This window comes from Streptomyces hazeniae (assembly GCF_031845485.1).
In the GTDB taxonomy this organism is placed as follows: Bacteria; Actinomycetota; Actinomycetes; order Streptomycetales; family Streptomycetaceae; genus Streptomyces; species Streptomyces hazeniae.
Genome location: NZ_JAVREQ010000011.1, coordinates 148,316 through 169,528 on the forward strand (window position 1 = coordinate 148,316; position 21,213 = coordinate 169,528).

19 protein-coding genes are annotated in these 21,213 nt (G+C 73.4%); 4 read left to right on the top strand and 15 right to left on the bottom strand.

What is annotated here, in order from left to right; translation table 11 throughout:
• Positions 1 to 42: 42 nt before the first annotated feature.
• Positions 43 to 372, bottom strand: a complete 330-nt coding sequence (locus tag RM572_RS14420; RefSeq protein WP_311673724.1) for a chorismate mutase — start codon at positions 370 to 372, stop codon at positions 43 to 45.
• A gap of 127 nt (positions 373 to 499) precedes the next feature.
• Between RM572_RS14420 and RM572_RS14425 the strand changes: the two genes are divergently transcribed.
• From RM572_RS14425 to RM572_RS14435, 3 genes are all read left to right on the top strand, one after another.
• Positions 500 to 1,486, top strand: a complete 987-nt coding sequence (locus RM572_RS14425; RefSeq protein ID WP_311673725.1) for a hypothetical protein — start codon at positions 500 to 502, stop codon at positions 1,484 to 1,486.
• Between the two features lie 73 nt (positions 1,487 to 1,559).
• Positions 1,560 to 2,033, top strand: a complete 474-nt coding sequence (locus RM572_RS14430; RefSeq protein ID WP_311673726.1) for a PPOX class F420-dependent oxidoreductase — start codon at positions 1,560 to 1,562, stop codon at positions 2,031 to 2,033.
• Between the two features lie 30 nt (positions 2,034 to 2,063).
• Positions 2,064 to 3,251, top strand: coding sequence for an ArsB/NhaD family transporter (locus RM572_RS14435; RefSeq protein ID WP_311673727.1), 1,188 nt, complete (start codon positions 2,064 to 2,066; stop codon positions 3,249 to 3,251).
• A 143-nt stretch (positions 3,252 to 3,394) separates the two neighbouring features.
• Here the strand turns inward: RM572_RS14435 and RM572_RS14440 are convergent, their stop codons facing one another.
• The 3 genes from RM572_RS14440 to RM572_RS14455 all read right to left on the bottom strand — a co-directional run bounded on the left by RM572_RS14440 (position 3,395) and on the right by RM572_RS14455 (position 10,680).
• Positions 3,395 to 4,858 carry a glutamate synthase subunit beta gene (locus RM572_RS14440; protein ID WP_311673728.1) on the bottom strand — a complete coding sequence of 488 codons (1,464 nt, stop codon included), beginning with the start codon at positions 4,856 to 4,858 and terminating at the stop codon, positions 3,395 to 3,397.
• Positions 4,851 to 9,386: a glutamate synthase large subunit gene (gene gltB / locus RM572_RS14445; protein WP_311673767.1), complete on the bottom strand. Its 4,536-nt coding sequence runs from the start codon at positions 9,384 to 9,386 to the stop codon at positions 4,851 to 4,853. The genes RM572_RS14440 and gltB overlap by 8 nt, the downstream gene beginning before the upstream one ends.
• Positions 9,387 to 10,233: 847 nt before the next feature.
• A complete protein-coding gene (locus RM572_RS14455; RefSeq protein ID WP_311673729.1) occupies positions 10,234 to 10,680 on the bottom strand; it encodes a DUF1772 domain-containing protein in 447 nt (148 codons plus the stop codon).
• A 91-nt stretch (positions 10,681 to 10,771) separates the two neighbouring features.
• Here RM572_RS14455 and RM572_RS14460 point away from each other — a divergent pair, with 91 nt between their 5' ends.
• Complete coding sequence (locus RM572_RS14460; RefSeq protein WP_311673730.1) at positions 10,772 to 11,350, top strand: TetR/AcrR family transcriptional regulator; 579 nt, start codon at positions 10,772 to 10,774, stop codon at positions 11,348 to 11,350.
• Between the two features lie 132 nt (positions 11,351 to 11,482).
• Here RM572_RS14460 and RM572_RS14465 read toward each other — a convergent pair whose 3' ends face one another.
• The 11 genes from RM572_RS14465 to RM572_RS14515 form a co-directional block, all read right to left on the bottom strand.
• Positions 11,483 to 12,214, bottom strand: a complete 732-nt coding sequence (locus tag RM572_RS14465; protein ID WP_311673731.1) for a VIT1/CCC1 transporter family protein — start codon at positions 12,212 to 12,214, stop codon at positions 11,483 to 11,485.
• 203 nt (positions 12,215 to 12,417) lie between these two features.
• Positions 12,418 to 13,434 (bottom strand): prolipoprotein diacylglyceryl transferase, encoded by a 1,017-nt coding sequence (lgt, locus tag RM572_RS14470; protein ID WP_311673732.1) that lies wholly within the window; start codon positions 13,432 to 13,434, stop codon positions 12,418 to 12,420.
• A 172-nt stretch (positions 13,435 to 13,606) separates the two neighbouring features.
• Positions 13,607 to 14,344 carry a DsbA family protein gene (locus RM572_RS14475; RefSeq protein WP_311673733.1) on the bottom strand — a complete coding sequence of 246 codons (738 nt, stop codon included), beginning with the start codon at positions 14,342 to 14,344 and terminating at the stop codon, positions 13,607 to 13,609.
• Positions 14,345 to 14,498: 154 nt separating this feature from the next.
• Positions 14,499 to 15,323 carry a tryptophan synthase subunit alpha gene (gene trpA, locus RM572_RS14480; protein WP_311673734.1) on the bottom strand — a complete coding sequence of 275 codons (825 nt, stop codon included), beginning with the start codon at positions 15,321 to 15,323 and terminating at the stop codon, positions 14,499 to 14,501.
• Positions 15,320 to 16,591, bottom strand: coding sequence for a tryptophan synthase subunit beta (gene trpB, locus RM572_RS14485; RefSeq protein ID WP_311673735.1), 1,272 nt, complete (start codon positions 16,589 to 16,591; stop codon positions 15,320 to 15,322). The genes trpA and trpB overlap by 4 nt, the downstream gene beginning before the upstream one ends.
• Before the next feature lie 371 nt (positions 16,592 to 16,962).
• Positions 16,963 to 17,160 (bottom strand): tryptophan biosynthesis modulator TrpM, encoded by a 198-nt coding sequence (trpM, locus tag RM572_RS14490; protein WP_311673768.1) that lies wholly within the window; start codon positions 17,158 to 17,160, stop codon positions 16,963 to 16,965.
• Positions 17,157 to 17,966: an indole-3-glycerol phosphate synthase TrpC gene (gene trpC, locus RM572_RS14495; protein ID WP_311673736.1), complete on the bottom strand. Its 810-nt coding sequence runs from the start codon at positions 17,964 to 17,966 to the stop codon at positions 17,157 to 17,159. Before trpC ends, trpM begins: the two co-directional genes overlap by 4 nt.
• Before the next feature lie 136 nt (positions 17,967 to 18,102).
• A complete protein-coding gene (locus RM572_RS14500) occupies positions 18,103 to 18,537 on the bottom strand; it encodes a DUF2752 domain-containing protein (RefSeq protein WP_311673737.1) in 435 nt (144 codons plus the stop codon).
• A 157-nt stretch (positions 18,538 to 18,694) separates the two neighbouring features.
• Positions 18,695 to 18,910 carry an HGxxPAAW family protein gene (locus RM572_RS14505; RefSeq protein ID WP_037789062.1) on the bottom strand — a complete coding sequence of 72 codons (216 nt, stop codon included), beginning with the start codon at positions 18,908 to 18,910 and terminating at the stop codon, positions 18,695 to 18,697.
• Positions 18,911 to 18,990: 80 nt separating this feature from the next.
• Positions 18,991 to 19,620, bottom strand: coding sequence for a TIGR02234 family membrane protein (locus RM572_RS14510; RefSeq protein WP_311673738.1), 630 nt, complete (start codon positions 19,618 to 19,620; stop codon positions 18,991 to 18,993).
• The gene (locus tag RM572_RS14515; RefSeq protein WP_311673739.1) at positions 19,617 to 21,185 is read right to left on the bottom strand and encodes an anthranilate synthase component I; all 1,569 of its coding nucleotides are present in this window, start codon (positions 21,183 to 21,185) and stop codon (positions 19,617 to 19,619) included. The genes RM572_RS14510 and RM572_RS14515 overlap by 4 nt, the downstream gene beginning before the upstream one ends.
• Positions 21,186 to 21,213 lie beyond the last annotated feature (28 nt).

Sequence of the window (21,213 nt, forward strand, 5' to 3'; positions counted from 1 at the left end):
GGCCGGGCCGGGGAGGGTGCGTCCCGTGCGTCCCGGTGCGGGTCAGGTCTTCTTGCCGCCGGGGGCGCTGCCGGCGATGGTCTCGTGGTGGCGGATCACCTCGGCGATGATGAAGTTGAGGAGCTTCTCCGCGAAGGCCGGGTCCAGTTTCGCGTTTTCGGCGAGCTCGCGAAGGCGGGCGATCTGGCGGGACTCCCGGTCGGGGTCGGCGGGCGGCAGGTGGTGGTCGGCCTTGAGGCGGCCGACGCGCTGGGTGCATTTGAAGCGCTCGGCGAGCATGTGCACCACGGCCGCGTCGATGTTGTCGATGCTGTCCCGCAGCTCGAGGAGCTGGGCGGCGGCGGACTCGTCGATCCGGTCGGTCTCGTTCATGATCCCTCCAGCCTATGGGGGCGCGGGCCGGCGGCGCAGCGGGTGCCCGCATGCCGGTCGGGCGTGGCGCGGTCGCGGGGTGGGTCCGGCGTGCGGTGGGACCATGGCGGGTGGGGGTGATGTGGTGATGAGCACGGTGGCGGGCCGGGCGGCGGACCCGGTGGAGCGCGGCTTTCCCCACCTGCCGACGGTGCGGTCGGCGGTCACGGCGCTGTACCGGCGGCTGTCGGCGGACACGGTGGACCAGTTCGGGGTGAGCGTGGCGCCGGCGGATGTGGCGTTCGGGGACGGGGACGACCTGCATCTGGGGGCGCAGCGGGTGGCGGGGGCGCTGGTGCGGCATCTGCGGCTTCCGCAGGCGCGGATCATCGTGTCGTTCCGGTCGATGGATCACGCGGCGAGCGTGGAGCTGGCTGCGGGCCCGGAGTACTTCGTGGAGCTGAACGAGCGGTTCCGCACGCATCGGCGGGACGTGGGGGCGGCGCTCGCGCACGAGGTGATGCACGTGTACCTGCATCGTCTGGACCTGGCCTTTCGTGGGGTGCCGGCGAACGAGATCCTCACCGACACGGCCGCGGCGTTCCTGGGGTCGGGCTGGCTGTTGCTGGACGCGTTCCGGCAGGACGGGGTGTCGTCGCAGAAGCTGGGCTATCTGACTCCCGAGGAGTTCGGTTACGTGCTGGCGAAGCGCGCGGCGGCGTTCGGGGAGGATCCGTCGCCGTGGTTCACCAGTCCGCAGGCGTACGAGGCGTATGTGGCGGGCCGGGCCAGGGCGCGGCGGGACGTGGAGCGGCCGCCGCTGGCGGGCGCGGGCCGGGTGGCGCGCCGGGCGTACGTGCGGGACCGGCGCTGGGCTCGGCGCTGGGGCCGGCCGGCGGGGCGGGGCGCGCTGTCCGACGGTGAGGGGTACGTGTTCGAGCCGGGCGGGACGGGCGAGCCGGGTGGTCCACGTGGGACGGGCGCGCAGGCCGGGGCGGACGGCGGGGCGGGGGCGGACGGGATGCGGGTGGCGTTCGCCTGCCCGACGTGCTTCCAGCGCCTCCGTGTGCCGGTGCGGGGCCCGGTGCGGGCGCGCTGCGGGCTGTGCCGGTCGGTACTGGACTGTGACACCTGAGCGGTGCGCCGCCGCGGGCGCGGGGCGTGCCGGTGGTCGTGCGCGGGGCGGCTTTGCGCATAGGCTCCGCGGCATGAGTCCTTCGATCGCGACGAACACCACGGTGGGCCGGGCCGACCTGCTGGACTTCGTGCGTCCACGGCACCGGTCCCTGCTGATCACGCGGCGTTCCGACGGTTCGGTGCAGGCGTCGCCGGTGACGTGCGGGGTGGACGGGGCGGGCCGGATCGTGGTGTCGAGCTATCCGGAGCGCGCCAAGGTGCACAACGCCCGCCGGGAGCCGGCGGTGAGCGTGGTGGTGCTGTCGGACGAGTGGGACGGCCCGTGGGTGCAGGTGGACGGCGACGCCGAGGTGGTCGACGCGCCGGACTCGGTGGAGCCGCTGGTGGAGTACTTCCGCTGCATCTCCGGTGAGCATCCGGACTGGGACGAGTACCGGGCGGCGATGCTGCGGCAGGGCAAGTCGATCGTGCGGGTCACGCCGCGGCGCTGGGGGCCGGTGGCGACCGGCGGGTTCCCGGCGCGGCTGGCGGACGCCGCGGAGTAGTCCCCTCCGGGGGCTGCGTACGTCGGCGGCGTGGGGGTGAAGGGGCTGCGGGGGCAGGACGGGGCGGCGGCGGGGCTCGCTGCGGCGGGTGTGCTGTGCGTGGCGACGGGGCTGCTGGACGTGGGCGCGGCGGAGGCGGCGCTGGTGCGGCTGGCGCCGCTGCTGGCGTTCCTGGCGTCGGTGATCGTGCTGGCGGAGCTGACCGGTGCGGCCGGTGTTTTCGACGCGGTGGCGGCAGGGGTGGCGCGGGCCGCGCGGGGGCGGTACGCGGTGCTGTTCGTGCTGTGCTCGGTGTTCGTGTCGGTGACGACGATCGCGCTGAACCTGGACACCACGGCGGTGCTGCTGACGCCGGTGATGCTGGCGCTGGCGGGGCGGGTGGGGGTCGCCGCGCTGCCGCCGGCCATGACGACGATCTGGCTGGCGAACACCGCGAGTCTGCTGCTGCCGGTGTCGAACCTGACGAACCTGCTGGCCGCCGACCGGCTGGGCCTGTCGCCGCAGGGCATGGCGGTGCTGATGTGGGCGCCGCAGCTCGCGGCGGTCGCGGTGACGATGCTGTGCCTGTGGGTGTTCTACTGGCGGCCGGCGCGGCCGGAGGGGGGTGTGCTCGCCTCGCCGGAGCCGTTCCGGGTCGCGGACCGGGTGCTGTTCGCCGTGTCGGCGGTGGCGACGGCGGGGTTCCTGGCGGCGATTTTGGGGGCGGAGGTGCCGCTGTGGGCGGCGTCGGGGGCGGCGGCGCTGGTGGTGGTGGGGGCGTTCGCGGTGCGGCGGCCGGGGGTGCTGCGGCCGTCGCTGGTCCCGTGGCGGCTGCTGGTGCTGGTGCCGGGGCTTTTTCTGGTGGTGGAGACGGTCACGGTGCACGGCCTGCACGGGTGGCTGGTGGCGGCGATGGGCGCGGACGGGGGCGTGGTGGGGATGTTCCGTTCCGCGGCCGTCGGCGCGGGGCTGTCGAACGTGCTGAACAACCTGCCGGTGTACCTGGCGGGTGAGGGCGCGGTGCCGGTGGACCAGCCGCAGCGCCTCGCGGCGCTGCTGATCGGCACGAACGTGGGGGCGCTGGTGGTGCCGTGGGCGTCGCTGGCGACGCTGCTGTGCCTGGAGCGGTGCAGGCGGCACGGGACGCGGGTGCCCGCGGGCCGGTTCGTGGTGACCGGGCTGGTGCTGTCGGTGGCCGCGACGGCGGCGGCGACGGGGGCGCTGGCGCTCGGGCGGTGACCGGCGGCGGGGCGGGACGCGGGGTCCGGCCGGCTGTGCACAGGTCGGCGCCCGCCTCCCGGTCGGGGGTGGGAGACGGGCGCCACGGGACCTGTTGCGTCCCGCGTCCGCACGACGTTGTGCGGGACGGGTGGGGACGGCCGCTACACGGTGAGCGCGCGGTCCGTCGGCTTGATCGGCGCGTGCAGCGTGCTGGCCGCGCCGGTGAGGTAGCGGTCCACGCCGCGGGCTGCGGAGCGGCCCTCGGCGATGGCCCACACGATGAGGGACTGGCCGCGGCCGGCGTCGCCGGCGACGAACACGCCGTCGACGTTGGTGGCGTAGTCGGCGTCGCGGGCGACGTTGCCGCGTTCGTCGAGTTCCACGCCGAACTGCTCGACCAGGCCGTTCTCCCGGTCGACGCCGGTGAAGCCCATGGCGAGGGTGACCAGCTGCGCCGGGATCTTCTTCTCGGTGCCCGGCTTCTGCTCGAGCTTGCCGTCCTTCATCTCCACCTCGATGAGGTGCAGCCACTGGACGTCGCCGTTCTCGTCGCCCTCGAAGTGGGTGGTGGAGACCGAGTACACGCGGTCGCCGCCCTCCTCGTGCGCGCTGGTGACCTTGTAGAGCAGGGGGAACGTCGGCCACGGCTGGTGGGAGGCGCGCTCCTCGCCCGGCCGGGGCATGATCTCGAGCTGGGTGACGGACGCGGCGCCCTGGCGGTGGGCGGTGCCGACGCAGTCGGCACCGGTGTCGCCGCCGCCGATGACGACGACGTGCTTGCCCTCGGCGGAGATCGGGGAGACCGTCAGGTCGCCCTCCTGCACCTTGTTGGACAGCGGCAGGTACTCCATCGCCTGGTGCACGCCGTTCAGCTCGCGCCCGGGGACGGGCAGGTCGCGGGCGGTGGTGGCGCCGGCGGCGATGACGACCGCGTCGTAGCGCTTGCGCAGCTTCTTCGCGTCGACGTCCACGCCGATCTCGGTCTCGGTGCGGAACTTGGTGCCCTCGGCCCGCATCTGCTCGATCCGGCGGTTGATGTGCCGCTTCTCCATCTTGAACTCGGGGATGCCGTACCGCAGCAGGCCGCCGATGCGGTCGGCGCGCTCGTAGACGGCGACGGTGTGGCCGGCGCGGGTGAGCTGCTGCGCGGCGGCGAGCCCGGCCGGTCCGGAGCCGATGACGGCGACGGTCTTGCCGGACAGCCGCTCCGGGGGCTGCGGGGTGACGTCGCCGGCGTCCCACGCCTTGTCGATGATGGTGACCTCGACGTTCTTGATGGTCACCGCCGGCTGGTTGATGCCCAGCACACAGGCCGACTCGCACGGCGCGGGGCAGAGCCGGCCGGTGAACTCGGGGAAGTTGTTGGTGGCGTGCAGCCGCTCGCTGGCGGCGGCCCAGTCCTCGCGGTAGGCGTAGTCGTTCCACTCGGGGATGAGGTTCCCGAGCGGGCAGCCGTTGTGGCAGAACGGGATGCCGCAGTCCATGCAGCGCCCGGCCTGCTTGCCGATGATGGGGAGCAGCGAACCGGGGACGTAGACCTCGTTCCAGTCCTGCACGCGTTCGGAGACCGGCCGGGTCTCGGCGACCTCGCGGCCGGTGGTCAGGAAGCCCTTGGGGTCAGCCATTGAGCGCCGCCTCCATCATCTTCTCGTGGGTCTCGGACTCGGGGAGTCCGGCTCGCTCGGCGGCTTCCTTGGCGGCGAGCACTGCCTGGTACTGCGGGGGAACGATCTTGGTGAAGCGGTCGGCTGCGGCGTCCCAGTCCGCGAGGAGCTTCTCGGCGACGGTGGAGCCGGTCTCCTCCTGGTGGCGGCGCACCACGTCGTGCAGCCACTGCCGGTCGGTGTCGTCCAGGGGGTTGAGCGCGGGGCGGAGCGCGACGTTGACGTTCGCCGGGTCGAGGTCGATGACGTAGGCGAAGCCGCCGGACATGCCGGCGCCGAAGTTCCGTCCGGTGTCGCCGAGGACGACGGCCGCGCCGCCGGTCATGTACTCGCAGCCGTGGTCGCCGACGCCTTCGGAGACCACGGTGGCGCCGGAGTTGCGGACGCAGAAGCGTTCGCCGACGCGGCCCCGGAGGTACATCTCGCCGCCGGTGGCGCCGTAGGCGAGGGTGTTGCCGGCGATGGTGGAGTACTCGGCCAGGTGGTCGGCGCCCCGTTCGGGGCGCACGACGACGCGGCCGCCGGACAGGCCCTTGCCGACGTAGTCGTTGGCGTCGCCCTCCAGGCGCAGCGTGATGCCGCGCGGCAGGAACGCGCCGAAGGACTGGCCGGCGGAGCCGGTGAAGGTGACGTCGATGGTGTCGTCGGGCAGGCCGGCGCCACCGAACCGCTTGGTGACCTCGTGGCCGAGCATGGTGCCGACCGTGCGGTTGATGTTGCGGATGTCGAGGCGGGCGCGGACCGGCTGGGCGGCCTCGACGGACTCGGCGCTCAGCGCGTCCGCGGACAGCTTGATGAGCTGGTTGTCCAGCGCCTTGGCCAGTCCGTGGTCCTGTTCGACGACCTGGTGCCGGACGGCGCCCTCGGGCAGGTCGGGCACGTGCAGCAGCGGCCCGAGGTCGAGGCCGGCGGCCTTCCAGTGGTCCACGGCGCGGCTGACGTCGAGGAGTTCGGCGTGGCCGACGGCCTCGTCCAGGCTGCGGAAGCCCAGTTCGGCGAGGAGTTCGCGGACCTCCTCGGCGATGAACTCGAAGAAGTTGACGACGTGGTCGGCCTTGCCGGCGTAGCGCTCGCGCAGCACCGGGTTCTGGGTGGCGATGCCGACCGGGCAGGTGTCCAGGTGGCACACGCGCATCATCACGCAGCCGGACACGACCAGCGGCGCGGTGGCGAAGCCGAACTCCTCGGCGCCGAGGAGCGCGGCGATCAGCACGTCGCGGCCGGTCTTGAGCTGGCCGTCGGTCTGCACGACGATGCGGTCGCGCAGGCCGTTGAGCAGCAGCGTCTGCTGGGTCTCGGCCAGGCCCAGTTCCCAGGGTCCGCCGGCGTGCTTGAGGGAGGTCAGCGGGGAGGCGCCGGTGCCGCCGTCGTGGCCGGAGATCAGCACCACGTCGGCGTGCGCCTTGGACACGCCCGCGGCGACGGTGCCGACGCCGACCTCGGAGACCAGCTTCACGTGGATGCGGGCCGCCGGGTTGGCGTTCTTCAGGTCGTGGATGAGCTGGGCGAGGTCCTCGATGGAGTAGATGTCGTGGTGCGGGGGCGGCGAGATGAGGCCGACGCCGGGCGTGGAGTGCCGGGTCTTCGCCACCCACGGGTACACCTTGTGGCCGGGCAGCTGGCCGCCCTCGCCGGGCTTGGCGCCCTGCGCCATCTTGATCTGGATGTCGTCGGAGTTGACCAGGTACTCGCTGGTCACGCCGAACCGGCCGGAGGCGACCTGCTTGATCGCGGAGCGGCGCTGCGGGTCGTACAGCCGCTCCGGGTCCTCGCCGCCCTCGCCGGTGTTGGACTTGCCGCCGAGGCGGTTCATGGCGATGGCCAGGGTCTCGTGCGCCTCCTGGGAGATGGAGCCGTAGGACATGGCGCCGGTGGAGAACCGCTTGACGATCTCGGACACCGGCTCGACCTCGTCGATCGGCACCGGCTGCCGCTCGCCCTCCTTCATGCGGAACAGGCCGCGCAGCGTCATCAGGCGCTCGGCCTGCTCGTCGACGCGCCGGGTGTACTGCTTGAAGATGTCGTAGCGGCGCTCACGGGTGGAGTGCTGGAGCCGGAAGACGGTGTCCGGGTCGAAGAGGTGCGGTTCGCCCTCGCGGCGCCACTGGTACTCGCCGCCGATGTCGAGGGCGCGGTGCGCGGGGGCGATGCCGGTGGCCGGGTACGCCTTGGCGTGCCGGGCTCCGACCTCCTTGGCGACGACGTCCAGGCCGGCGCCGCCGATCTTGGTGGTGGTGCCGTGGAAGTAGGTGTCGACGAACGACTCGTCCAGGCCGACGGCCTCGAAGACCTGCGCGCCGCGGTAGGAGGCGACGGTGGAGATGCCCATCTTGGACATCACCTTCAGGACGCCCTTGCCGAGGGCCTTGATGAGGTTGCCGATGGCGTCCTCGGGGGCCATCTCGTCGGCGCCCGGCAGGAAGGTGCCGGCCCGGACCAGGTCCTCCACGGACTCCATGGCCAGGTACGGGTTGACGGCGGCGGCGCCGTAGCCGATGAGCAGGGCGACGTGGTGCACCTCGCGCACGTCGCCGGCCTCGATCAGGAGTCCCACCTGGGTGCGCTGCTTGGTGCGGATCAGGTGGTGGTGCACGGCCGAGGTCAGCAGCAGCGACGGGATGGGCGCGTGCTCGGCGTCGGAGTGCCGGTCGGAGAGCACGACGAGGCGGGCGCCGGCCGCTATGGCCGCGTCGGCCTCCTTGCAGATCTCCTTGATGCGGGCCGCCAGGCCCTCTCCCCCGTCGTGCACCCGGTACAGGCCGGACAGGGTCGTGGACTTGAAGCCGGGCAGGTCGCCGTCGGCGTTGATGTGGATGAGCTTGGCGAGCTCGTCGTTGTCGATCACCGGGAACGGCAGGGTGACGCTGCGGCAGGACGCCGAGGAGGGGTCCAGGAGGTTGCCCTGCGGGCCGAGCGGCGAGATCAGCGAGGTGACGAGCTCCTCGCGGATGGCGTCCAGCGGGGGGTTGGTGACCTGCGCGAACAGCTGGGTGAAGTAGTCGAAGATGAGCCGGGGCCGGGTGGACAGCGCGGCGATCGGGGAGTCGGTGCCCATGGAGCCGATCGGTTCGGCGCCGGTCTGGGCCATCGGCGCGAGGATGACGCGGAGCTCCTCCTCGGTGTAGCCGAAGGTCTGCTGACGCCGGGTCACCGAGCGGTGGGTATGCACGATGTGCTCGCGCTCGGGCAGGTCGGCCAGCTCGATCAGACCGGCCTCCAGCCACTCCTCGTAGGGGTGTTCGGCGGCCAGCGTGGCCTTGATCTCGTCGTCCTCGATGATGCGGTGCTCCGCGGTGTCGACGAGGAACATCCGGCCGGGCTGGAGCCGGCCCTTGCGCACCACCCTGGACGGGTCGATGTCGAGGACGCCGACCTCCGAGCCGAGGACGACCAGGCCGTCGTCGGTGACCCAGTAGCGGCCGGGGCGCAGGCCGTTGCGGTCGAGCACGGCGCCGACCTGGGTGCCGTCGGTGAAGGTGACGCACGCCGGGCCGTCCCAGGGCTCCATCATGGTGGAGTGGTACTGGTAGAAGGCGCGCCGGGCCGGGTCCATGGAATCGTGGTTCTCCCACGCCTCGGGGACCATCATCAGCACCGAGTGCGGCAGCGAGCGCCCGCCCAGGTGCAGGAGTTCCAGCACCTCGTCGAAGGTCGCGGAGTCCGACGCGCCGGGCGTGCAGACGGGGAAGATCCGGTCCAGCTTGGCGTCGTCGCCGAACAGGTCCGAGACCAGCTGCGATTCGCGGGCGCGCATCCAGTTGCGGTTGCCCTGCACGGTGTTGATCTCGCCGTTGTGCGCGACGAAGCGGTAGGGGTGGGCCAGCGGCCAGGAGGGGAAGGTGTTGGTGGAGAACCGGGAGTGCACCAGGGCGACGGCGCTGGTGAGCCGCCGGTCCGACAGGTCGGGGAAGAACGGCTCCAGCTGCCCGGTGGTCAGCATGCCCTTGTAGACCAGCGTGCGGGCGGACAGCGAGGGGAAGTAGGTGCCGGCCTCGCGCTCGGCCCGCTTGCGGGCGACGAACGCGATCCGGTCCAGGGCGACGCCGGTGCGCTCGCCCGCCGCGTCGGCGAGGAACAGCTGCCGGAACGTGGGCATGGTCTCGCGGGCGCCCTCGCCCAGCAACTGCGGGGCGACCGGCACCTCACGCCAGCCGAGGACGTCGAGGCCCTCCTCCGCCGCGATCTCAGCGATCCGCGTGACGGCCTCCTCCTCGGCGGCCGGCTCGGCGGGGAGGAACGCCAGGCCGACGGCGTAGCCGCCGGCGGCGGGCAGGTCGAAGGGGACCTCGTCGCGCAGGAAGGCGTCGGGGACCTGGAGGAGGATTCCGGCGCCGTCGCCGGTGTCCGGGTCGGAACCGGTGGCACCGCGGTGCTCGAGGTTGCGCAGGACCGTCAGCGCCTGCTGCACCAGCTCGTGGCTGGGAACGCCGGTGAGTGTGGCCACGAAGCCGACGCCGCAGGCGTCGTGCTCGTACCGGGGGTCGTACATCCCCTGCCTGGCAGGGTGGGCCGCCTCGAATGCCGCACGCATCGGCTCTCCCGTCGTCGTCATGGCATGTGCTTTCGCCGAGGGACGACGTCGGCCCTGGCTGAACAGATTTTCGTGCAGGTTACAGGATGACGCATCTTCCCAGCAGGCGGATTCCTCGATCCAGCATGCGGACGGCTCGCGCTGCGGCCGCAGCGCGGCGAAGGCCCCTGAGGCCGGAAACATGCAGGCCGACGCGGGCCTCGTTGCTCGCGGGCTTTCCAGCTTGTGCCCCGGAAGGCGGACGCTGAAACCGTCCGGTAACACGTGGATCATGCCCCGCCCGGAGCGTCACACACCGTGTCCCGGGCCACACCGGCCACAGCGGGCCCCGCCGGCGTCGCGCAGCGCGACGCGGTCGGCCTCCGCCGCGTGATGAGCTTCTTCCGCGACGGGCTGGGCCCCGACGCACGAGCGCAAGCCGGGCGCCCGGCCGGACAGGGAGTGGTGGCCCCCGCACACGCGGGGATGGTCCCGCCGCTGGCCCCCTGCGCCGATCGCGACCCCGACTTCCTCGACGCGGCAGCCGACGCCGCCATCAACGCTGCGAGTCCGCTCAGCACCCACCGCTGCGCCGGCACCCACACACCGGACCCGGCGCGCGCCGAGCGCGCCCTGACGTCCGCGGCCCGGGCGCTCCCGGGGCGGGCAGACCAGCAGGGTCCACCTCGCCGCCGACCGCAGGTGCGCCCGCCGGCGTTCGTGCTGACCGCAGGCCGGGCGGCGGACGCCCCACGGTTCGCCTTTCGGTGGCCTGCTGCCGGGGAGCGGGGATCGTGCGCCGCCGGCGCGGTGTCGGCCCGCGTGCTCAGGCGAGGGCGGCGGTCAGCAGGGTGAAGGCGGCGATGATGACGGCGACGCGGACGTAGTGGAAGCGGTCCCAGCGGTTCATCTGCTCCTTCCAGTCGGCGGGCCGATGCTCGGGGGTCCAGGTCTTGCCCCGGTTGTTGATCGGGACGAGCAGCAGGAGCGACATGATCACGCTGACAATCAGCAGCGCGCCGGCGGTGACGGCGAGGCCGGCGCCGTCGTGGTGCCATTCGGCGACGGCCCAGACCGCGACGAGGACGAGCGAGCCGATGTACCAAACCGGCATGACGGCGCCGAGCATCCGGCCCCCGTGGGCGCGGCCCAGTTGGCCACTGTCGCCGGGGAGGGCGTTGAGGATCGGGTTGATGACGAAGGCGACGGAGAACTCCACCCCCACCATCAGGCCGACGACCACGGTGGTGAACACCTGGAGTGCGTTGAGCATGATTCCCCTTCATGAGATCTAGCACCGCTAGATGATGAATCAATGCTAGTACTGCTGTCGCTCGCTTGTCTAGCAACGCTAGAATCGGATCATGTCGGTACAGGAACGCAAGGAGCGCGAGCGGGCGGCCCGCGAGCGCCTCATCGTGGCCACGGCCCGCGAACTCGCCGAGCAGCAGGGCTGGGACGCGGTCACCACCCGCCGGCTCGCCGAGCGCATCGAATACAGCCAACCCGTCCTCTACAGCCATTTCCACAACAAACGCGAGATCATCGGCGCCGTCGCCCTCGAGGGCGCAGCCGAGACGGCCGCGGCACTGCGGGCCGCGACCTCCGCCGCAGACGGTCCGCGCGCCCGGGTCACCGCGCTCGCCCGCGCCTACCTCGACTTCGCCGAACGCAACCCGGCGGTCTACGACGCCATGTTCCAGCTCGACGGCGGCCTGGCGTTCGCGCACGAGGACACCCCCAAGCCGCTGCAGGACGCCTTCGCCGCCCTGAGGGAGAACCTCGGCGAGGTTGCCGGGGACGGCGTCCACCCAGCGCTGTTCACCGAGGTGTTCTGGGCGGCCCTGCACGGGCTGGCCACTCTCACCCGGACGCGACGGCTCCCGCCGGAGGACACCGAGCGCAGGGTGGAGTTGCTGGTGGACCGGCTTTCCATGCTCTGACGCACCGTCCCGGCGGGCACGCCGTCGGGGTCCTCGGACCCCGTCGCCTGCCTGCGGCATCGCTTCCGGTCGCTCGCGCCCACACGGCGCAGCCGCAGGGGGGACCGGGTGGGTTGGTGCGGAGAACCGGCCTCAGCCCACGGCCACGCCGAAGACGGTGCCCAGCGCGTAGGTCACCGCGGCCGCCGCGCCGCCCAGCAGCATCTGCCGCAGGCCGCTGTACCACCAGGACCGTGCGGTCACCCTCGCCACGACCGCGCCGCACAGGAACAGCCCGAGCAGCGCCACCACGACGGCCGGCCACAGGGCTCCGGCGCCGAAGAGGTACGGCAGCACGGGCACGGCCGCGCCGACGGAGAAGGAGCCGAACGACGACACGGCGGCGACCGTCGGGGAGGGCAGGTCACCGGGGTCGACGCCCAGCTCCTCGCGGGCGTGCACGTCCAGCGCCTGCTCGGGGTCGCGGGACATCTGCTCGGCGACCTGCGCGGCCAGTTCCGGTTCCACGCCACGTGCCTCGTAGGCGGCCGCCAGTTCCCGCATCTCGTCCCGCGGGTTGCGCCGCAGTTCGCGCCGCTCCACGTCCAGCTCGGCCTGCACCAGCTCGCGCTGCGAGGCCACGGAGGTGTACTCCCCGGCCGCCATGGAGAAGGCTCCGGCGGCGAGACCGGCCAGGCCGGCGATGACCACGGCCTGCTGGGAGGCCGAGGAACCGGCGACGCCGGTCATCAGGCCGAGGTTGGAGACGAGGCCGTCCATCGCGCCGAACACCGCGGGACGCAGCCAGCCGCCGCTGACGTCGCGGTGACCGTGCGGTTCCGCGTCCGCGCCGGGGGCCTGCGTCTCTTCCAGGGCGCTGGTCATGGGGCGCGCCGTCCTTCCTTCGCGACCGTCGGGTGCTTCGACCGTAGGCACGCGTGCGCGCTCCGCGCCAGCAAGGAAGGCCGTACTTACCCCTCTGACCTGGGCTTTTCCCGCGCCCTCTGTCTTCACGCGGGCTCCGGGGGCGCGGCCCCGGAGCCCGGCGAGGCGCCCCCGTCCCGGACACGCGGGGAGAGGGGGGCGGTTCAGGTGCGGCGGCCCGGCTGCTCGCTGGGGGCCGCCGGAGCGTCGTCGGCGGCCGGGCCGGACGCCGGGCGCTCGGTGCCCTCGTCGCTGCCCGCGCTCTCCGCTGCCGCGTCGCTCTGCGCGTCCGTCTCGCTCTGCACACCCTCGTCGCTCTGCGCCGATGCCGACGGCCTGCCGTCGCCGTCGGCGGCGCCCGGTTCGACGACCTCCTCGCGCCCGGGCGACACCCGGTGGGAGATCACGATGTAGGCCACCGCGAGCAGGAACACCCCGAGCGCCGTCCAGTTGTTCAGCCGCAGCCCCAGTACCTGGTGGGCGTCGTCGATGCGCAGGTACTCGATCCAGAAGCGCCCCGCGGTGTACGCGGCGACGTACAGTGCGAACGCCCGCCCGTGGCCCATACGGAAGCGCCGGTCGGCCCAGATGACCAGGAAGGCCACGCCGATGCACCACAGCGACTCGTACAGGAAAGTCGGGTGGTAGGTGGCGACGTCGAGGGATTCGACGGGCCGGTGGGCGCGGTCGATCTCCACGGCCCACGGAAGGTCGGTGGGGCGCCCGTACAGCTCCTGGTTGAACCAGTTCCCCCAGCGCCCGACAGCCTGGGCCAGCGCGATACCGGGTGCGACGGCGTCCGCGTAGGCGGGCAGCGGAATGCCGCGGCGGCGGCAGCCGATCCACGCGCCGACGGCACCCAGCGCGATCGCGCCCCAGATACCCAGGCCGCCGTCCCAGATGCGGAAGGCGTCCACCCAGTTGCGGCCCTCGCCGAAGTACAGCTGGTAGTCGGTGATCACGTGGTAGAGCCGGCCGCCCACCAGCCCGAAGGGCACCGCCCAGACGGCGATGTCGGCGACCGTCCCGGTGCGGCCGCCACGGGCCGTCCATCGCCGGTTGCCGAGCCAGACGGCGAGGAAGACGCCGATGATGATGCAGAACGCGTAGCCGCGCAGCGGGACCGGACCGAGATGGATCTCTCCGGTCGAGGGGCTGGGAATGAAGGCAAGGGTGTTCATGGCTCCCCCGACGCTACCGTGCCCGGCCGCCGGGGGCCGCCGCCCGGCACAACGGCTGGATAACGCTGCCCGGGACGCACCGGAGGAACGCCGCGCAAAGGTGCCGGAAAGGGCACCGGAGAGGCGCGGCCGCCGGCGCCGGCGGCGGGTACGGAACAGTCCACGGCCGCGGTCAGGCCTTCTTCTCCACGATCTGCCGCAGCTTCTGCGGCGTCAGCGGGTCGGCCGGGTCGGCACCGGCCGGCTTGCCGTCGATGAGGACGGTGGGGGTCTGGTTGATGCCCGCGTCGAGGAACGCGTTGTTCGTGCGGGCTACGCGGTCGGCGTTGTGACCGTCCTGCACGCACGTCTCGAACTCGGCGGTCGACAGCCCCTCGACCTGGCGTGCCAGCCGCAGCAGGTACTTCCTGTCGCCGAAGGCGTCCTTCTGCTCGGGCGGCTGGTTCGTGTACAGCAGGTCGTGGTATGGGACGAACTTCCCGGCGTCGTTCGCGCACATCGCCGCCTCGGCGGCGTACAGGGAGCCCTGGCCCCCGAGGTTGTCGTCGATGAGGGTGACGAGGTGGTACTCCACCCGCAGCTTGCCCGCGTCGCGCAGGTCGTTGATCGTCTCCCGGTACTGCGACTCGAACGCCTCGCAGCCGGGGCAGCGGAAGTCCTCGTACACCGTCATGGTCACCGGAGCCCCGGCCGGACCCGTGGTCACGGGGCGGGCCTCCCCCGACGCACTGTCGCCCTTGCCGGTCACGGACACCGCCACGGCGACCAGCGCCGCGACCGCGAGCACGAGGACGACCAGGCCGGCCATCTTCACCGTGCGCAGCCGCTTGGCTGACTGGCGCTCGCGTTCCCGCTCCACGCGCAGGCGCTCGCGGGCGCTCGCGGCTCCCGGGCGCTTGTCGTCGGTCATCACACTGTCGCGATCCATCTGACTCGTCACGTCCTGCTGCAACGAGCCGGGGGCGTCGCGGCATGCGCCCCGGAGCGGGAGTTCCCCCGAAAGAGGTCCCCGCACCCGGTGCGCTCCGGTGCGGGGACCCCTCACGGGGCGGGATGCCGTCCCGTCAGGCTCCCGCCGCCCGGCGCACGCCGGAGGCGAGTTCACCGGCCAGGGTCCGCACGTCGGCCAGGCCGGCCTCCAGGTCGTCCGCGGCGGCGAGCAGGCGCTTGACGAAGGCCGAGCCGACGATCACGCCGTCGGCGAAGGTGGCGACCTCCGCCGCGTGCGCCGCGCTGGACACGCCGAGGCCGACGCAGACCGGGAGCTCGGTGGCCGCCCGGGTGCGGGCGACCAGGTCCTTCGCCTCCAGCCCGACGGATTCCCGGGTGCCGGTGACGCCCATCAGGGACGCCGCGTAGACGAAGCCGCTGCCGGCCGCGGTGATCTTGGCCAGCCGCTCGTCCCGGCTGGAGGGCGCGACGACGTAGACCGTGGCCAGGGAGTGCTGCTCGGCGGCCTTCGTCCACGCGCCGGCCTCCTCGACCGGGAGGTCGGGGAGGATGCAGCCGGCGCCGCCCGCGTCGGCGAGCTCGGCGGCGAATCGCTCCACGCCGTAACGGTCGACCGGGTTCCAGTACGTCATGACCAGGACCGGCGCACCCGTCGCGGCGTGCGCCTCCCGGACGGTGCGGAGCACGTCGGCGATGCGGACGCCGCCGCGCAGGGCGATGTCGTCGGCGGTCTGGATGACGGGGCCGTCCAGGACCGGGTCACTGTGGGGCAGACCGACCTCGACGACGTCGCAGCCGCCCTCCAGCAGGGCGGTGCAGGCGCGGATGCCGCCGTCCACAGTGGGGAAGCCGGCCGGGAGGTAGCCGATCAGTGCGGCCCGGTTCTCGTTCCGGGCGCGGGCCAGGGTGGCGTTCAGGAGTTCGATGTTGCCGCTCACCGGTCGCTCCCGGGGGTCTCGGTGTCGCCCGGCTGTCCGCCCGGCTGGTCGTCGTAGAGCCCGAAGTAGCGGGCGGCGGTGTCCATGTCCTTGTCGCCGCGTCCGGAGAGGTTGACCAGGATCAGCCCGTCGGTGCCGAGTTCGCGGCCGAGATCGAGGGCGCCGGCCAGGGCGTGGGCGCTCTCGATGGCCGGGATGATCCCCTCCGTCTCGGAGAGCAGGCGCAGCGCGCGCATCGCCTCGTCGTCGGTGACGGGCCGGTACTCCCCGCGCCCGCTGTCCTTGAGGTAGGCGTGCTCGGGTCCGATGCCGGGGTAGTCCAGTCCGGCCGAGATCGAGTACGGCTCGGTGATCTGGCCCTCGTCGTCCTGGAGGAGGTAGCTGCGGGAGCCGTGCAGGATGCCCGGCTCCCCGGCCGTGAGGGTCGCCGCGTGCTCGCCCGAGGCGACGCCGTGGCCCGCGGCCTCGCAGCCGACCAGCCTGACGCCGGGGTCGTCGAGGAAGGCGTGGAACAGGCCGATCGCGTTGGAGCCGCCGCCGACGCAGGCCACGGCGGCGTCCGGCAGCCGGTCGGTGCGCTCCTGGATCTGGCGCCGTGCCTCGACGCCGATCACCCGGTGGAAGTCCCGCACCAGTGCCGGGAAGGGGTGCGGGCCGGCTGCGGTGCCGAAGAGGTAGTGGGTGCGGTCGACGTTCGCGACCCAGTCGCGGAACGCCTCGTTGATCGCGTCCTTGAGCGTACGGCTGCCGGAGGTCACCGGTACGACCTCGGCTCCGAGCATGCGCATACGGGCCACGTTCAGCGCCTGCCGCTCGGTGTCGACCTCGCCCATGTAGACGGTGCACTCGAGGCCGAACAGCGCGCAGGCCGTCGCGGTGGCGACGCCGTGCTGGCCGGCGCCGGTCTCCGCGATGACCCGGGTCTTGCCCATGCGGCGGGTGAGCAGCGCCTGCCCCAGCACGTTGTTGATCTTGTGTGAGCCGGTGTGGTTGAGGTCCTCGCGCTTGAGGAAGACGCGGGCGCCGCCGGCGTGTTCCGCGAAGCGCGGCACCTCGGTGAGGGCGCTGGGGCGTCCGGTGTAGTGGACCAGCAGGTCCTCGAGCTCCGCGGTGAAGGCGGGATCCGCCTTGGCCTTGTCGTACTCGATGGCGACCTCGTCGACGGCGGCGACGAGGGCCTCCGGGATGAACTTGCCGCCGAAGGCCCCGAAGTAGCCCTCGGGTGTGGGCACCCGGCCCTCCGGGTCGGGGATGAAGAAGCGGGACATGTGCGTGGTGCTCCTTGCGGTTCGTCGTCTGAAGGGGGGAGCGCCGTGTGGGCGCGGGGCCGGCTCCAGCCTCCTGCGGGGCCCGGGCGCCACGGCGGGGACGCGCCGACGGCAGGCCACGGCCCGCCTGCTCGGCGGTGCGGGGCGTGGACGGCGCCGGAGCGCGGGCCGCACGCGCGGCGCCGTGGCAGGGCGGCGGAGGCCCCGCCGGCAGCGGTACCCCCCGGTCCGGGTGCCGTCGGCGTCCCACCGTCACGAGGGACGGGACGGCGCCCGTGGCGGGCGGGATCCCGGGCGGCGCGGTGCCACGCGGCGTACACGGCGGGCCGGTCGGCCGGTCGGGGGAGGTGCGGGATCGGGAGCAGGTGCGGTCAGGCCGTCGCCGCGGCGGCGGGCCATCGCCGTCCGTTGACCTGGCCGGGCTCGCAGCCGATGTGGTAGCGGACGCGACGCCCGTGCACCCTCCGCGCCGGGGCGCGGCACCCGCGGGGGCGGCAGCCGCGGCGCAGGCGCGCGTACGGGTCGCGCGGCGCGGCGGCGTGGCGCGGTCGCCGGTCCACCGGGGTCAGCCCTTCCCGTGGCGCAGCGCGGGGTGTGCGCCCGCGGCGACGAGGTCGGCGACGGCGCTCTTGGGGTCCTTGCCGGTGACCAGGGACTCGCCGACGAGGACGGCGTCGGCGCCCTCGTTGGCGTAGGCGATCAGGTCGTGCGGCCCGCGTACGCCCGATTCGGCGACCTTGACGATGTGGTCGGGGATCTCGGGTGCGACGCGCTCGAAGGTGCCGCGGTCGACCTCGAGGGTCTTCAGGTTGCGGGCGTTGATGCCGATGATGCGCGCGCCGGCGTCGACGGCGCGGGCGGTCTCCTCCTCGTCGTGGACCTCGACGAGCGGGGTGAGGCCGAGGGACTCGGCGCGTTCGACGAGGGAGACGAGAGCCTGCTGTTCCAGGGCGGCGACGATGAGCAGCACGATGTCGGCGCCGTAGGCTCTGGCCTCCCAGAGCTGGTAGGACGTGACGACGAAGTCCTTGCGGAGCACGGGGATGTCGACCTTGGCGCGGACGGCCTCGAGGTCGGCGAGGGAGCCGCCGAAGCGGCGCTGCTCGGTGAGGACGGAGATGACGGACGCGCCCCCGGCCTCGTAGTCGGCGGCGAGGCCGGCGGGGTCGGCGATGGCGGCGAGCGCGCCCTTGGACGGGCTGGACCGCTTGACCTCGCAGATGACCCGGACGCTGTCGCCCTTGAGCGCCGCGACCCCGTCCTTGGCGTGGGGGGCGGCCGCGGCGCGCTGCTTGAGGTCGTCGAGGCTGATCCGCGCCTGCCGTTCGGCGAGGTCTTCGCGGACGCCGTCGATGATCTCGTCAAGCACACTCACGCGAGCGGCCCCCTTCGTGGCTGGGTTCGTGGCTGAGGGATGTCGATGGTCGGGCACTGCGATGGTATCCGGCCATGAACGGAGGGCCCGCATCCGGTTACCCCAAATCCCACATTGCGGACAGTTCCCGCGAAACTCAGGGGGCGAGCGCCGCCCCGAAGGGGAGGTTGCGGACCACCGTGAAGACCAGGACCAGCCCGGTGCCGAGCCACAGGTGCACGGGGCGCACGGGCACGGTGACGGGCCGGGCCCGGATCACCCTGACGCACCAGTGGAGCAGGAAGAGGGCGGCCAGGGCCATGCCGGCCAGCGCGAGTGCGTTGGCGCCGAGGGCCGCGGCCAGGTCGCCGTGGGCGACGGCGTGGGCGGTGCGCAGACCGCCGCAGCCGGGGCAGAGGATGCCGGTGAGCTGCAGCAGCGGGCAGGCCGGGTAGTGGCCGGGCGCGTTGGGGTCGTGAGCGGCGACGTACGCGAAGGCCCCGACGACGGCGGCCAGCGCGCTCAGCGGGGCGGCGAGCCGGGTGAGGGTGCCTGGGGTGCGGGCTCCGGCGGGGGTGGGGGCGTGGGTCACCGTCCCAGCCTGTCCGGTGCGGGCGGGCGGCGCCAGCGCCTTTCCGGAGGAGTGTCCGGCCGGGCGGACGCCGGAGCGGTCCCGGCGTGCCGCGCGCGGCGCACGGAGTGTGCGCCGCACGGGCGGGGACGTCGCTGGCTGGCAGCCGTCGTGGAGGTCAGTGGGGGGCGTTCGGGTTCGGGTCGTGGCCGAGTCCCATGGAGCGCATCACCAGGCCGGCCACGCCGCCGAGGCCCACCACGACCAGGCCGGCCACCACGCCGATCGGCTGGGCCGTCACGGTGAAGGCACCGCCGATGCAGAAGCCGATGAAGGCGATGATGACGCCGGTCCAGGCCGCCGGGCTGTTTCCGTGGTGGTAGTGCTTCGCCATGGGTTGCTGCTCCTCGTCGTTTCCCTCGGTGGGCGGGCGCGCCGCCCGCACCATTGTGTCCGTTCGCCGTTCGCGGTGGATCAGGGGGTGCCGTGCGTGGGGTCCTCGCCGCGGTCGAGGGCCTTCCACAGGTCCTCGGGCCGGTCGGGGTCGACGGGCGGCGGAGTGTCGCGCCGGGCGGCGCGGGTGCCGCGCTCGTACCGGCCGGTGCCCGCCATGGAGGGCCAGCGCCGCCCGTACACCAGGGCCAGCAGTCCGGCGAGCAGCAGCAGGGCTCCGCCCGCGGTGGAGATCCACGGCCAGGCGCTGACCTGCACGGCGTCGATGGCGCCTTCGGTGAGGCCGCTGGCCCGGGCGGCCTTCTCGGTGAGCGCGGCGTGGTCGCGGGCACCGGCCACGGCGGCGACGACGGTGCCGGCGCCGCTGAGGGCGAGCAGGCCGGCGACGACGACGCGGACCGCGCGGCGGACGGCGAAGACGGCGACCAGGGCCGCGAGGCCGGCGAGGGCGAAGGCGCTGGGCAGGCCGGTGATGTCGCTGCCGGTGGCGGTCACCGGAAGGGTGCCGCCGGCGAACGTGGTGGTGGTCTCGCTCCACACCTGCCCGGCGGCGATCAGTGCCAGTGCCGCGCCGAGCGGGCCGCTCAGCAGCGCCGCCGCGAGGGCGCGCCGGGGTGTGCGGGAGGTGCGGGGCGGTGGCGCGGAAGTCACGGGCCCACGCTACCGCCGGGGCCCGGGGCCCGGGTGGCGCCCCCGAGGTGTGCGGCGGTGTGCACGGCCCGCAGCACGGCGGCGGCCTTGTTCCGGCACTCGGTGTCCTCGGCGGCGGGGTCGGAGTCGGCGACGACGCCGGCTCCGGCCTGCACGTAGGCGGTGCCGTCGCGGAGGACGGCGGTCCGGATGGCGATGGCGGTGTCGGCGTCGCCGGCGAAGTCGAGGTAGCCGACGCAGCCGCCGTAGACGCCGCGGCGGGTGGTCTCGAGTTCCTCGATGATCTGGAGCGCGCGGGGCTTGGGGGCGCCGGAGAGGGTGCCGGCGGGAAAGCAGGCGGTGAGGGCGTCGAAGGCGGTGCGGTCGGGGGCGAGGCGGCCGGTGACGGTGGACACGATGTGCATGACGTGGCTGTACCGCTCGATGGACATGAAGTCGACGACCTCGACGCTGCCCGGCCGGCAGACGCGGCCGAGGTCGTTGCGGCCGAGGTCGACGAGCATGAGGTGTTCGGCGCGTTCCTTGGGGTCGGCGAGGAGTTCGTCGGCGAGTGCGGTGTCGCGCTGCGGGGTGGCGCCTCGCGGCCGGGTGCCGGCGATGGGGTGCATCAGGGCCTGCCCGTCCTCGACCTTGACCAGCGCCTCCGGGCTGGAGCCGACGACGTCGAAGCCGCCCGCGGCCCCGTCGTCCGCCTCTCCGGCGAAGCGGAACAGGTACATGTACGGGCTGGGGTTGGTGGTGCGCAGGGCGCGGTAGACGTCGAGGGCGGGGGCCTGGCAGGGGGTCTCGAAGCGCTGCGAGGGGACGACCTGGAAGGCCTCCCCGGCGCGGATGCGTTCCTTGATGTCCTCCACGGCCGCGCGGTAGGCGGCGCCTCCGCCGGTGCGGGAGACCTGCTCGGGAAGGGCGGAGGGCGGAAGGGCCGCGGCGCCCGCGGGTCCGGGGCGGTCGAGGTCGGCGGCCATCGTGTCGAGGCGGGCGACGGCGTCGCGGTAGGCCTCGTCGACGCCGGTGTCGAGGTCGTTGTGGTTGATGGCGTTGGCGATGAGCAGCACGGTGCCGTCGCGGTGGTCGAGCACGGCGAGGTCGGAGGCGAGCTGCATGGTGAGCTCGGGGAGGCGCAGGTCGTCGCGGGTGCTGTCGCCGATCCGCTCCAGACGGCGTACGACGTCATAGCCGAGGTAGCCGACCATGCCGCCCGTGAACGGCGGGAGTTCGCCGCTCTCGTGGAGGTCGCGCGGGGTGTGCAGGGCTTCGACGGTGGCGCGCAGCGCGTGCAGCGGGTCGCCGTCGGTGGGGACGCCGGCGGGCGGGTCGCCGAGCCAGTGGGCGCGGCCGTCGCGGACGGTGAGGGTGGCGGCGCTGCGGACGCCGACGAAGGAGTACCGGGACCAGGTGCGGCCGTTCTCGGCGGACTCCAGGAGGAAGGTGCCGGCGCGTTCGCCGGCGAGCTTGCGGTACAGGCCGACGGGCGTGTCGCCGTCGGCGAGGAGCCGGCGGGTGACGGGGATGACGCGGCGGTCCTTGGCGAGCCGGCGGAAGGTGTCGAGGTCCGGAGTGGTCATGTGGGCCTTGGGTCCTGTTCCTGGGGTC

Bases quoted from the DNA above. Each gene is read 5' to 3' on its own strand.
- gltB (WP_311673767.1), bottom strand. From the start codon at position 9,386: ATGTACGACCCCCGGTACGAGCACGACGCCTGCGGCGTCGGCTTCGTG.
- RM572_RS14460 (WP_311673730.1), top strand. From the start codon at position 10,772: ATGTCGGTACAGGAACGCAAGGAGCGCGAGCGGGCGGCCCGCGAGCGC.
- RM572_RS14425 (WP_311673725.1), top strand. From the start codon at position 500: ATGAGCACGGTGGCGGGCCGGGCGGCGGACCCGGTGGAGCGCGGCTTT.
- RM572_RS14430 (WP_311673726.1), top strand. From the start codon at position 1,560: ATGAGTCCTTCGATCGCGACGAACACCACGGTGGGCCGGGCCGACCTG.
- RM572_RS14515 (WP_311673739.1), bottom strand. From the start codon at position 21,185: ATGACCACTCCGGACCTCGACACCTTCCGCCGGCTCGCCAAGGACCGC.
- RM572_RS14440 (WP_311673728.1), bottom strand. From the start codon at position 4,858: ATGGCTGACCCCAAGGGCTTCCTGACCACCGGCCGCGAGGTCGCCGAG.
- RM572_RS14475 (WP_311673733.1), bottom strand. From the start codon at position 14,344: ATGACCGACGACAAGCGCCCGGGAGCCGCGAGCGCCCGCGAGCGCCTG.
- trpB (WP_311673735.1), bottom strand. From the start codon at position 16,591: ATGTCCCGCTTCTTCATCCCCGACCCGGAGGGCCGGGTGCCCACACCC.
- RM572_RS14420 (WP_311673724.1), bottom strand. From the start codon at position 372: ATGAACGAGACCGACCGGATCGACGAGTCCGCCGCCGCCCAGCTCCTC.
- RM572_RS14505 (WP_037789062.1), bottom strand. From the start codon at position 18,910: ATGGCGAAGCACTACCACCACGGAAACAGCCCGGCGGCCTGGACCGGC.
- RM572_RS14465 (WP_311673731.1), bottom strand. From the start codon at position 12,214: ATGACCAGCGCCCTGGAAGAGACGCAGGCCCCCGGCGCGGACGCGGAA.
- lgt (WP_311673732.1), bottom strand. From the start codon at position 13,434: ATGAACACCCTTGCCTTCATTCCCAGCCCCTCGACCGGAGAGATCCAT.
- RM572_RS14455 (WP_311673729.1), bottom strand. From the start codon at position 10,680: ATGCTCAACGCACTCCAGGTGTTCACCACCGTGGTCGTCGGCCTGATG.